This window comes from Vibrio sp. S17_S38, from assembly GCF_014694375.1.
Lineage (GTDB): Bacteria > Pseudomonadota > Gammaproteobacteria > Enterobacterales > Vibrionaceae > Vibrio.
Genome location: NZ_JAAUWW010000003.1, coordinates 244,341 through 256,065, shown reverse-complemented (window position 1 = coordinate 256,065; position 11,725 = coordinate 244,341). Strand labels below are relative to the sequence as shown.

Sequence of the window (11,725 nt, the reverse complement as noted above, 5' to 3'; positions counted from 1 at the left end):
AAACCTATGGCTATCACACTTACCCAACTAAGAGCGATGGTCACACCTGAGGGAGTCTCTGACTCCCTTGATGATCAAATCTACCTCTCTCTTACTTATAACGATACCAAGAACGCTCAGACGGCTTGCCAATCTGCTGCGCGTTGGTGTTACGCCTATTTAGGGCAAAAGAATGCACTGAACCGCTCATTTAATGATGACGATAATGCCGTTCTGACAGAAGCCATGACTCAAATGGCTATTTATGAATTAGGCGAAATCAGTGAATTTGATTTTGACGAACGTAAAGACGATGCCATCGCTCTACTCAATGCCTTGCTTGGCCTGAACAATAACAGCGATACAGGCGCAACTTATACAGGAGCTGCGATTGCCCGTGATCAAGAATCTCACATTATCAAACCTTATCGCTCGGCTTCCAACCGACGTTATTACTAATTGTTATCCTCTGCCTTATGAGCTAGGAAATGCTCGTCACCAAAGCAGCAATTATTACTATGGTGCTATTCGCGCGATGTTACTCGATGAAGAAGTGGCCTCGGATGTAGAAATGCGTCACGCCACGGCAATGACGGTTCCTTATATGATTGAAGGCTCATCTCAAGATGTGGCATTTTTCCAAGAAGTGACCGCTGATTTAGATCTAGAAGCTCTAATGGAACAAATGCTCGCCGCAACTGAATTTGGTTTTATGCCCGTTGAGTTAATGTGGGAACAACAAGGAGAGCTGCTTTGTGTGGTGAACTCTGAGCAAAAACGACCTGAAAACTTCCGCATTATGACGGATGGTTCTCTGGTGTATAGCGCCGTGGATTACACCAACAAAACACCTGTCACTGGTAAAGTGATCCCTGTGCTTCGTAAACCCTCAAGCGAACGTCCATACGGTGAAACTATTTTAGAATCCGTATGGCCAATCTGGCAAAGCAAATGGATTAGCTGGGCCAACATTGAGCGCCTTGGTGAAAAGTATGCCATTCCGACCGCAATAGCCTTAGCTAAAGATGCAAATGGTGATGAAGATTTGCAAAAAATCGCGGATTCACTTGCCCCTGTGATGAACGGGGATGCAGTGGCATTAAGTGGTGTGGAAGAAATTGTTACGTTATCAGCTTCAGGTAAAGTCGATGAACTGCTACGTACCATCGAATACATTGATAACAAAATTGCTAAATCTATTACAGGGCAAACGCTAACCAATGGCAATCAAAAATACGGCTCTCGTTCACTTGGTGAAGTACACGAGCGTGCTGGAATGCGAGTCTCTAAACAAGATGCCCGTATGGTATATAAAGCGTTAAACCAAACCTTATGCAAGTGGGTATTTATTGCTAATGGCCGTGAAGGTAATATCAAAGTTCGTGTTGATGAAGAGGCTTATAAAGCTATGCTTGATTCAGCATTAACTACTGATTCTGCAGCGCAAACGCCTCAATCGGCATTAGAGTTTTCAGATGTACCAGGGAAGCATTTATGCCTACTTTAGACACGCTTGCTAGCCAAGAGAAATCCAACCTTGAAAAATTACAGCGCCTTGAAGATGAGGCGCTTTCTTTAACTATCAAGACACTTTCAAACGAGATTGAAACGGCATTTAATGAGAATGTAAATCCTGATGATATCGACCTCACTAAAGCCACGCAGAGCTACACGGATATCTATACTGCTTCAATGATGGTGAGTTGGTTACTTGGCCAAGCTCATGTCGTGAAGTCAGTTGATGAAAACATTAAGCAAGAGACCGAACTAAGCTCACTGATTCCACCTACACCAGTTTATCTCGCCGTTGACGATGTGCCGTTTCAAGAAGCCATTGATGCACTAAAAACCACTGTACCAACCGACAGCATTGAATTCCAACAAATGGAAGCTGCCATGAAGCTACGTGCTTTCACTGTGGCCAATGTATCGAGCGTGGATGCGATTAACCGTGTTAAAAAACAATATGAAGCAGCGCTTAAAAACGGTGCAACACGTTCGGAAACGCTGGGTAATATGCAGCAAATATTGGATCAAGAAGGCCTATCGAAAGCCAATCCGTATTATCTTGAGCTGCATTATCGTAACAACATGATGACGGCTTATAACGCTGGCCGTTGGACGCAAATTGCTAACAATGATTTGGTGTCATACCTGGTCTATTCGTCAGTGTTGGATTCAGGCACCACAGAGTTGTGTCACAAACTAGACAATACGGTCAAACCAAAAGACGACCCTTTCTGGGAAAGCTTTTACCCACCGAATCATCACAAATGTCGTGCGACCGTATCGGTTTTATCAAGTGCGCAATATGACAAACTGCCAGCGTCGGCCAAACAAGCTTCAAACCAAATCAATGCCAAGGAACTGGACAGTGATGCGACCACAGGTAAAGAACATCAGTTTACCAGTTCGCCAATTGTCTCGATGAAAACCATTCCAGCATCAATGATGGAACGTGCCAATGAGTACGGTCTAACGCAATCTATTCTCGATTATTCCAAAGCGCAAAGCAGTAAGGTACTCGATGAGCAAATCAAAACGGCATCTAAGCAGACGTTGTCCGCAAGCGTGGTGAATAAGGCAATTAAACAAACCTCAGCCCTTGAGCCATTTCAAGAGATGATCAACTCTCAGCTGATGTCATCACCAGATGAAGTATTGCTTGCCTTTGATGAACTGAAAGAGGGTGATTTTCTGCCAAGCTTGATGTTTGTGTTGGAGCTGGATGAGTCACTACGAGCGGTCGCGTATCTGAGTGCTTATGATGAAAGTGCAGTTTATAAATTGGTGGGGATGAATTCAGCGCTTGGAATAACCAAAACAACATTAAAATAATATCCATTTAATGACTGTTTTTGCTAATTATAGATAAATTTGGGGCCTGAATGGCCCCAACTTTTTACTTTAACACCTAACAAGAAATGCCCAAGATTCATACCCATACTCATGAGCATCTAACATTTTTTGTGAATTTCCTCGAACTTTTCGATAGCGGCAAAAAATCCAACGAAAACCTTTAGGTGCTTGTTTATTAGTGATTTTCTTCAAAGTCATGCATATTCACCTCCTTACCAAGAGAGAATTTGAACCTTGCGTCAAATGAATGTAGGTGCTAATCTACATTTGCTTATACAAAAAACGCTAGGTGATAGAGCCTCTTGGTTTCTCTATCTAGTTAATACTGCTCTTTATTTTGGCGAATAAAGAGCAGTTATTTTTTCAATTTTGATAACCTCACCTCCGCTGCATGTCGTGTTACTCCAAATTTTTCTATTAATAGATCCACTGTTATATTTTCATCGATTAGTCGCGAATCCATTAAAAATTCTGATGCGAATGTATCTGCTTGCCACTCACTATCTTCATAAATTTTATGGCTACCTCTTGCGAAGCTAGGCTTGGCATTTTTATGAAGCATCAAATGACCTAATTCATGCGCTAGCGTAAAGATACTATGCCCACACCCAACACAAGCTGCTTCATATACTGAGTTTTTAACTTGAATATGATTTTTATCAGGAAAAGCTCTGGCTTCTTCATCTCCAAGCTCATGATCTTCTAATATTTCAAGAGTAAGCGTACCTATTTCTTGAAGCGCTTCTAGTAAGTGACAAATTTTAACTTTTGGCTTAGAAAGGTAAAAAGTATCGCGAGCAAATTGTGCTTCTTCTTGAATTTTCTTTGCGCTCATTGGTTTGACTTTATGGCCTAATTTTCGCTTAAACGTCATTATTAGTCTCCCAGCATTTTCATAACTTGCTCACGATCCGAGTCAGATAGAGATTCATAACGTCTTGCAAATGACATAACCATTTCTCGTTCATTATTTGATTTCCCAACCAAATCAATTTTTACTGACGGTTGAGAAAGAACAACGGATTCTTCCAACTGATTAACTTGTTTTTGTGTCAAATTAAAAGAAGAACAGATTTTTGAAACAATTGCGTCCGAGATGGATTTTTTACCCAACTCAACCGAAGAAAGATAAGCTGAACTGACGCCTAATGCTGTTGCCATATCTTTTAACAAGATTTCTTGTTCAATTCTTATCTTTCTTAAATATTTTCCAAAAGCTGTCGCTTTCATAACTTACCCACCATACTATTGTCTAAAGTAAACAATTGTGGCCTTTCACCCCACTACCAGAGCACACGATAAACCAGTTTTTGGTTAATTTCAAGCATCTTTATTAGGTTAACTGAATTTACAAAAAGAACTAGCTATTCCCAACACACCATAATAGTGTCAGGTTACTTCGAAATAATATGGAATTTCAGCATGTTACCGATTAAACCTGACGCAAAACCACTGATTGAATTAATTGTACAGCAATCTCGCCTCGTTCCTGAATTAGACCCTGTGAAGCTTTCTGTAATCATGCCTGAGTACAGCGCTTGCCACATTGAACTCGTATTAGAACAAATCAGCATGCTGCCTATGTCTGATATTTACCAAATGATGAAAAATCACAAAAATACTGGTTAGATATACAGCTTTAGTGTTATGCTTTCTTTGTGTTTTGATGCCTTGAGTACCTGAGACCCAAATGCCAATTAATAAAGCATTTGGAGAGGAAGCAGCAAAACCCCGCCAGCTACTATTCCCCCTGTAGCTGGCGGTTTTTCGCTTGTATTCAAGGCTCTTTTAATGAGGAGATAAGAATGCACGAACACACCTTATTTGATGGTCGTATGACGTTGGCCAACGCAGATTGCTTAACCTACCTGAAGAAAGTCCCTGATAACTCTGTTGATCTGATTTTAACTGATCCACCTTACTTCCAAGTAAAGCGTAATGCTTGGGATAACCAATGGCCTGATGTTACTTCGTTTCTTGCTTGGCTTGATGAAGTTTTGATTGAATTTTGGCGCGTTTTAAAGCCGTCTGGTGGTCTTTATCTATTCTGTGGTTCCAAACTTGCCAGTGATACAGAAATCCTGATACGCAATCGCTTTGAAGTATTTAACCATATTATTTGGGCTAAACCATCAGGCCCATGGAAGCGCATGCATAAACCCGATCTAAGAATGTTTTTCCCTGCCACTGAGCGGATCATTTTTGCAGGGCATTACAACGCAGAAGGTTATGCCAAAGGCTGCTCTGGTTACGCAACGCAATGTGCCAATTTAAAGAAACAGGTCTTTAAGCCATTAATGGACTATTTCATCAATGCTCGTAAACAGCTTGGTGTGAGTGCTGCTGATATCAACAAAGCGACAGGAACGCAAATGTGTTCGCATTGGTTTAGTGAAAGCCAATGGAAGTTGCCCAACGAGAAACAATACCTACAACTGCAAGCTTTATTTAAAGCAAAAGCTGGTGAACTATCACGTAGTCATTCCGAGTTGGCCAATCAATACTCTGAACTGCAAACGCAGTACCAAGTTCTGGTTCGTGACTTTGATGAACTTAAAGCCGAGTATGAACATTTACGCAGACCGTTTAGCGTAACGAGTGATGTGCCTTACACTGATGTTTGGAGTTTTGCACCTGTTCAGTATTATCCTGGCAAGCATCCATGTGAGAAACCTCAAGCTTTGTTAGAGCACATTATCACAGCAAGTAGCCGTGAAAATGATGTGGTACTCGATGCCTTTATGGGGAGCGGTTCAACAGGCCGAGCTTGTCTTGGTTTGAATCGACGTTTTATCGGCATTGAAATGGAAGAAGAAACTTACCAAACCACGCTGGATAACCTGAAAGAAATTAAATGTTAGTCCGTAACGTTTAATTGATAAAAGAAAAGGCGCATTAGTTTGCGCCTCAATCTAAATCGAAAAAACGGAAGTGAGTAAACTAGTTATGCAACCATTCATCCGCTTCATCAAACATGGCTTCAAGAAGCTCATTAATTTTTGCTTTGGCATTTTTGTCTTTGCCTGAAATATCAAGATGATTATTTTCTCCTTTACGAACACGAATTCTAGCATCTGGGTAGAATGGTAAAATTCGTTTATTCATTTCAGGCTCGATGCGAGAAAACATATCCTTTTCTAGTCGGCTTTTATCTACAATCAAATCAACACGCATGGTTTACTCCTTCAAAGCTAGTTTCTTACAAATAATACTGTTTATTTATACAGTATTATTTTATGGGTAATTTTAACTTTGATCAAGTGCGTCCATGTCTTTCCATAGATCATCCATCACATCATGCAAAGCTTGTCTGAGCTGTGGAGTTAAATCTCGTAAGCTCGCCACTAATGATTGAGATAATGCTTCTGGGTCGCTCGATACTGCATCAATTTGAATGGACGGTGTAAAGCTCAAATCAATCGTAACTTGAGGAGGTGCGATCAATGTCTGCTGAGCAGGCGCACTTTGTATTGCTTGCTCTGTTTGTGTGACGGCTTGAGTATTAACCGGATCTTCATTACCGTTAAAAATGTCATATAACCAACTTGCGATATCTTCTCCAACCATTGACCCACCAACGGAACCTGCAATGGCTCCAGGAGCAGCTCCGACACCGCCAGCTAAGGTACCTAAAGCGCCACCGCCTAAACCCCCAAGCCACGAGCCAGCGGTTGCACCAATGTCTTTCCACATTTGAGCATCGTCACCTTCAGCGGCGCTCATGGCAATAGAACCTGCATTAAGCGCCGTTCCTATTAATGGCGCTCGTTTAAGTAATCCTTTACCTCCTCGTAATAAAGCACCGCCAGCTTTAGGTAAAAAGCTTGCTTCTTTGGCGATGTTGGCTACAGGCTCTGCCGCTGATTTGGTAAATAAGCCACCAAACATACTAGATGGTTTAACCGCCTTAGGGCTGGTGGAGGTTCCAAGCACTTTATTTAAAACCTTTCCACCTAGTTTAGTGCCTATTTTAGTTGCGAACTTGCCAGCAAATCCGGCGGTAAGAACCGATGCGAATAAAGCCCCGTAACCCACACCAGCGTTTTCATTCATGCTGCTGGTGGCACTGCCTGTGAGACTTGAAATTACATCACCAAGACCATCCATGGAATCAATTAAATCGCTACTACGGTTTGTTAGTGAATCAATACCCGTACTCCAAGCGTTCATTGATTTATCTAAAGCTGTAGAAATGCTATCACTCGCTTCTTCTAGCGATTGTGCACCGCCAAATGAAGCTTCAGGATTGGTTAACCCATCGACAACGCCTTTAACACCTTTTGTACCAACGTCTTCCGATAAGATGGTGCCGCCAATGGATTCTAATAATGGTTTTATTGCTCCAGCATCCGATGTGTTACTCGCGCTATTAACCAACGCTAAAAGTGCAGCATAGTTATTACCTGGCGCAACCCCTGATTTCACATCATCACGAACGCGATAAGCTGCGGTTTTAATACGGTCTCTAAGGTCTGCATTTTGAATCGCATCAACAGTACCTGCTTTATCACCTGTGCCGACTAATTTAGCGAATTCACCTGAGTCGCTAAATCTGGCCATAAAGGATTCTTTAAGGGAGTCACCAACTTTATCGGTATTCCATACGCCAGCTTTTCGGGCTTGGATGATGGACGCAGCAAATTGGTCAAAAGAAATCTTATCGCCTAGTAATGGTGAGTATTCCGCAAAGGTATCGAGTAAGTCACCGTTTGTATCCCCAATTGTTGAGCTGGTGGCGTAAAGCTTATCAGCCGCTTCTTGGATGCTAATACCAAACCCCTTGGATATATTCGCCAAAGCACGTACCGTTTCAGGGGATGAATAATCAGGGAAGATTTTTTGAAGTTGGATGGTCGCCTTGGTTAAGTCCATCGTATCCTGGTCGCTCAAGTTCTGTTGCTTGGCCATGGCTTGCGCGGCAAAGATACTTTCTTGTTCTGCACCATACTTACGAATGAGATCGCTTCGGAACTGTCGCTGAGTAACAGACTGAACATCTTCTAACGAGTAGCTACTGCGTGCTGCGAGTAGTCGTTCATTGCGAGCCTTATCATTTCCAGCCCAAGCTAAGCCTGCGGATGCAGTTGCCGCACCAGCGAACGCTCCAATCTTTTCGATATGCTTAAGCGCTCCGCCTTGCTTTTTTAATTCAGCATTTGTTTTTTGAACTTGCTGTTGGAGCTTCTTTTCTTCGGTTGCTATGTTATTGATATCGAAACCAGATTGCTTCAAGGTTCGGCCAAGTCGCTCTAGCTCATTTTGCTGTGTGTTAATAGCCTTAGCATTTTTCTTTTCTTGTTGACCCAATTCCGTTAATGCTTTTTCAGCCTTCTTATACGAATCAACATCCGCAACGGTTTTTTGTAAGTCTTTAAATTCTCGCTCTAATTTACTCGATTCTTTTTCTATCTTTTTTGATTGCTGCGTAAAGGCATCTTGTATACCAACAATCAGTTCCAATGAATAATTACTATTGCTTGATGGCATTATTATATACCTCTATGAAATAGGTGTATTGGGACCAATCAGCCATCATCAATTCACCAACCGAAACAATGCCTACTTTCTTGTGAGTCAGTAGGCCAAAAGAGCGATCAAAAACCTTAGATTTAATTCGAGCGAGATTTAGCTCTTTCCCATGAGATGGGCCAGATTAATCAGCTCCTCATATGGGGTATTAATGATCATATCGACAGGCACAATAACTTCGCCTTTCATGGACAAATGAGTCAGGCTTTCACGTTCATCTCGTTGTTCATCATCAAGCTCACCAAACACTAAGATGCTTGAACCAATATGAGCGGTAATTGCGTCATTGAACTCAAAGCCATATTGCTCTTTTGAAAAGCGTACTGCTTCAATGCGATCTTTTACTAAGGCTTTGCGTACACGTTTAGCACAATTGAGCTTCATGCCACCGTGCTGAATAGGTGTGTTTATCGGGCAAATACCAAACTCCATGATCGACTTGGCAATTTCTTCAAGCGTGTACAGCTTTTGCTCTTCTTTCAATGGCGTTTCAACATGGTTTTCAGGGGACTTAGTTTTACTCATAACTCAATTCTCATTTGATGATTTGGGAGCCTGTATTGTGTCTTTTATTGAGCTTGAATCTGCCGAATGGAAATTATGTTTTAGGGTTTGATTAATATGATGACTCTGGATAATTGAGAATTGACTATGCTGCCTAAGATTTTGAAAAGCGACATTCGTATGAAGACCTTGAGTGATTTAACCACCGAGGAAATGAATGCGTTGCGTTCTGAAATTAAAGGCTTACAAGTGCTCGATATTGATAATGTGCATGAGTCTTTTCTCCCGTGGCTTGCGTGGTGGTTCCGTGTGGATACTTGGGATGACGCCTGGACGACGGAGCGTAAACGTGAAGTCGTGAAAAATGGTCTAGTGCTATACAAGTACAAAGGCACCATTTGGGCTGTAGAGCGAGCGTTAAGTCTAACGGGTTTTGATCCAAAACTAACCGTATGGCATCAGATGCAACCACAAGGTGAGAAAGGCACATTCTTAGTTGAAGCTACTCAAGAGAACGGTGGATTAACTCAGAAAGATTACGAGAACGTTGTGACGTTAGTTGAGAGTAATAAGCAAGGCTCTCAGACATGGCGAATGGTAGTTCGTAATCCTGTGAGTCATGGCGGCATTTATGCTGGTGTCACCGTTCGTAGTCGTAAGCGTATTACTGTAACATTGATGAATGGATAAATAATAATGGCAGATGAACCGTTAAAAACCGCTGTATTAACTGATATAGGTATCACAAAGCTCGATGATGCATATCAAGCTGGTACAAAAATCACTATCGCTGAAATGGCATTAGGTGATGCTAACTTCGAATATGTAACACCAGACCCTGCATTTACTCAATTAGTGAATGAGTTTGGCCGACAACCAATAAACGAAGGCAACACCAGTGACACCTGGATTAACGCCATTGTCTATGTAGACAGCATGCAGTTTGCTGGAAAGTCTATTTTAGAATTTGGTCTGTATGACAATGAAGGTGATTTGATCGTATATAGCTCATACACCCCAAGTGTGATTCCTGACGTAGGTCAAGATTACATTCAACTTGAAATTGAATGCTCAGTAGACTTGTACAACGCTTCAGTCGTTACAATTGATGTCACACCAATCTATCCCCAAGCCACCGAACTAGAGCGTGGTATTGCTAAAATAATCACAGAAGAACAAGTCGATGCAGGTATTGATGATAGCGCATTCCTTACGATTAAAAAGTTCACTAGAGCATTAAGCGCTAGTTATGTGATTAATACCTTAGTTGAAAAATTATGGCTTGGCATTGCAAAACGCATTTGTCCTGTTGGCGTTCCTCTCCCTTGGGGTTCAGATATTGCCCCAGATGGATTTGCCATTCATAAAGGGCAAGCTTTTGATATTCTCGCAAACCCAGAGCTCGCCAAACTGTACCCAGACGGCATCATTCCTGATATGCGCGGTTTAGGTATCATCGGTAAAGAAGATGGTGAGTTGATTTTGGCATATGAAGAAGGTCAAGTTAAAGAACACGGTCACCCAAATTCAACCGTCAGCTCTACTAATTTAGGGACTAAGACGACATCAACGCAAAGTTTAAAAGCTAATATTGAATTGTCTAGAGCTTACGATAGTGGCTATGCAGATCAGTTGGACTACATTGGCAGAGGTCAAAATCTTGGTCGGTATTGGAAAAGCCCAACTAGCAAAATATCGATCCCCAACCACGCACATACAGTTGCTATTGGATCACATGCACACAGTGTTGCTATTGCCTTATTTGGCGCACTTAAAAACACCATCAACCACCGTAAATTTAACTGGATAGTGAGGCTTGCCTAATGAATAGCATTCAACCGAAATCAATCACACTAAGTGTCTCAAAGATTCACCCTGAAGGATGGTGGCTAGGCAATACGCAAGAACATGTCGCCAAAGGCACTGCATTAGGCGCCGATTACACCGAGAATGTTTATACACCGAGTGCTGACGGCATGATCGGTAAATATGATTGGGAAACGAATAGCTGGGAAGAAATCAAGAACAAAGCTTTGGATGAGTTTTGGACTCCGAACGGTCAAGCTTGTGTTATAGGCACACCTGATGGCGATTATCCCGAATGGGCAGTATTAGAAGCACCGCCCGAATATGATACTGAAATTCAAACCGTACTTTATCAAGATGAAAAATGGCTTATTTATGACATAGAAATTGGTAAATCTTATTGGGACAGTGAAGGTAATGAGTTAATCATTTCAGATTACAACTTTACATTGCCCGAGAATCATACTTTCACTAAACCGCCAACGGATAAACAAGGTTTTGTGATCAGACTGGTTGATAACGAATGGCAGTATATTGCCGACTATCGTGAACAAGTTATTTATGATTGCACCGATGCAACACATTCTGAGTTGATGCAAGAACTGGGTGATATACCTGACGACTACACCCTTAAGGAGCCCTCAACTCAATATGACGAATGGAAAAATGAGGAATGGATAACAAACCAAGATAATAAATACATTGGTGATTTTAATCAGGTCGATGAAACAAGACGACAGCTTTATGCAAGGATATGTGATCCACTAATATCTGAGGCCAACATTAAGCGTCTGCAAGGATGGGAAGACGAAGCGACAGATATGGAAAACCAAGCTCTTGCAGCTCGAATAGAGATACAAAATTCAAACCCCTGGCCTGAACCCGTCGTCAAATAAAACCCAAAAGCCGTTTAGTGATTAACACATTAAGCGGCTTTTTGTTAGTCCGTAACATTAACTTTCAAGCCATAATATGATGAATTTCGTCCCATAAAATCCCACATAATTCCGGTTAATTTCACCTTGAAAGCGTTTTAACTTAAAAATCT

14 protein-coding genes are annotated in these 11,725 nt (G+C 41.6%); 8 read left to right on the top strand and 6 right to left on the bottom strand.

Annotated features, from left to right (window positions below; all coding sequences use genetic code 11):
- Nucleotides 1-6 precede the first annotated feature (6 nt).
- The 3 genes from HC725_RS04220 to HC725_RS04210 are packed head-to-tail and all read left to right on the top strand — an operon-like array spanning nucleotide 7 to nucleotide 2,817.
- The gene (locus HC725_RS04220; RefSeq protein WP_190330510.1) at nucleotides 7-438 is read left to right on the top strand and encodes a hypothetical protein; all 432 of its coding nucleotides are present in this window, start codon (nucleotides 7-9) and stop codon (nucleotides 436-438) included.
- Entirely contained in the window at nucleotides 377-1,486 is a 1,110-nt protein-coding gene (locus HC725_RS04215) for a phage portal protein family protein (RefSeq protein ID WP_342365919.1), read from the top strand. The genes HC725_RS04220 and HC725_RS04215 overlap by 62 nt, the downstream gene beginning before the upstream one ends.
- Nucleotides 1,474-2,817 carry a phage head morphogenesis protein gene (locus tag HC725_RS04210; protein WP_190330509.1) on the top strand — a complete coding sequence of 448 codons (1,344 nt, stop codon included), beginning with the start codon at nucleotides 1,474-1,476 and terminating at the stop codon, nucleotides 2,815-2,817. The genes HC725_RS04215 and HC725_RS04210 overlap by 13 nt, the downstream gene beginning before the upstream one ends.
- A 69-nt stretch (nucleotides 2,818-2,886) precedes the next feature.
- Here HC725_RS04210 and HC725_RS04205 read toward each other — a convergent pair whose 3' ends face one another.
- From HC725_RS04205 to HC725_RS04195, 3 genes are all read right to left on the bottom strand, one after another.
- Nucleotides 2,887-3,036, bottom strand: a complete 150-nt coding sequence (locus HC725_RS04205) for a hypothetical protein (RefSeq protein ID WP_190330508.1) — start codon at nucleotides 3,034-3,036, stop codon at nucleotides 2,887-2,889.
- Nucleotides 3,037-3,193: 157 nt separating this feature from the next.
- On the bottom strand, nucleotides 3,194-3,712 hold the full coding sequence (locus tag HC725_RS04200) for an ImmA/IrrE family metallo-endopeptidase (RefSeq protein ID WP_190330507.1): 519 nt from the start codon (nucleotides 3,710-3,712) through the stop codon (nucleotides 3,194-3,196).
- 2 nt (nucleotides 3,713-3,714) lie between these two features.
- Complete coding sequence (locus HC725_RS04195) at nucleotides 3,715-4,068, bottom strand: helix-turn-helix domain-containing protein (protein ID WP_190330506.1); 354 nt, start codon at nucleotides 4,066-4,068, stop codon at nucleotides 3,715-3,717.
- 192 nt (nucleotides 4,069-4,260) lie between these two features.
- On the opposite strand from HC725_RS04195, the gene HC725_RS04190 reads away from it, so the two are divergent.
- Nucleotides 4,261-4,467, top strand: a complete 207-nt coding sequence (locus HC725_RS04190) for a hypothetical protein (protein ID WP_190330505.1) — start codon at nucleotides 4,261-4,263, stop codon at nucleotides 4,465-4,467.
- 176 nt (nucleotides 4,468-4,643) lie between these two features.
- Nucleotides 4,644-5,699, top strand: coding sequence for a DNA-methyltransferase (locus HC725_RS04185; RefSeq protein ID WP_190330504.1), 1,056 nt, complete (start codon nucleotides 4,644-4,646; stop codon nucleotides 5,697-5,699).
- A gap of 79 nt (nucleotides 5,700-5,778) precedes the next feature.
- Here HC725_RS04185 and HC725_RS04180 read toward each other — a convergent pair whose 3' ends face one another.
- From HC725_RS04180 to HC725_RS04170, 3 genes are all read right to left on the bottom strand, one after another.
- The gene (locus HC725_RS04180; protein WP_190330503.1) at nucleotides 5,779-6,012 is read right to left on the bottom strand and encodes a DinI-like family protein; all 234 of its coding nucleotides are present in this window, start codon (nucleotides 6,010-6,012) and stop codon (nucleotides 5,779-5,781) included.
- 72 nt (nucleotides 6,013-6,084) lie between these two features.
- Nucleotides 6,085-8,325 carry a phage tail tape measure protein gene (locus tag HC725_RS04175; RefSeq protein ID WP_194687859.1) on the bottom strand — a complete coding sequence of 747 codons (2,241 nt, stop codon included), beginning with the start codon at nucleotides 8,323-8,325 and terminating at the stop codon, nucleotides 6,085-6,087.
- Between the two features lie 138 nt (nucleotides 8,326-8,463).
- Entirely contained in the window at nucleotides 8,464-8,892 is a 429-nt protein-coding gene (locus HC725_RS04170; protein ID WP_190330502.1) for a hypothetical protein, read from the bottom strand.
- A 126-nt stretch (nucleotides 8,893-9,018) separates the two neighbouring features.
- On the opposite strand from HC725_RS04170, the gene HC725_RS04165 reads away from it, so the two are divergent.
- From HC725_RS04165 to HC725_RS04155, 3 genes are read left to right on the top strand one after another with little or no spacing between them, the layout of a single operon-like run.
- Nucleotides 9,019-9,561: a phage tail protein I gene (locus HC725_RS04165; RefSeq protein ID WP_238928419.1), complete on the top strand. Its 543-nt coding sequence runs from the start codon at nucleotides 9,019-9,021 to the stop codon at nucleotides 9,559-9,561.
- Between the two features lie 6 nt (nucleotides 9,562-9,567).
- Nucleotides 9,568-10,695 (top strand): phage tail protein, encoded by a 1,128-nt coding sequence (locus HC725_RS04160; RefSeq protein ID WP_190330501.1) that lies wholly within the window; start codon nucleotides 9,568-9,570, stop codon nucleotides 10,693-10,695.
- Nucleotides 10,695-11,573: a hypothetical protein gene (locus HC725_RS04155; protein ID WP_190330500.1), complete on the top strand. Its 879-nt coding sequence runs from the start codon at nucleotides 10,695-10,697 to the stop codon at nucleotides 11,571-11,573. Before HC725_RS04160 ends, HC725_RS04155 begins: the two co-directional genes overlap by 1 nt.
- Nucleotides 11,574-11,725: the final 152 nt, after the last annotated feature.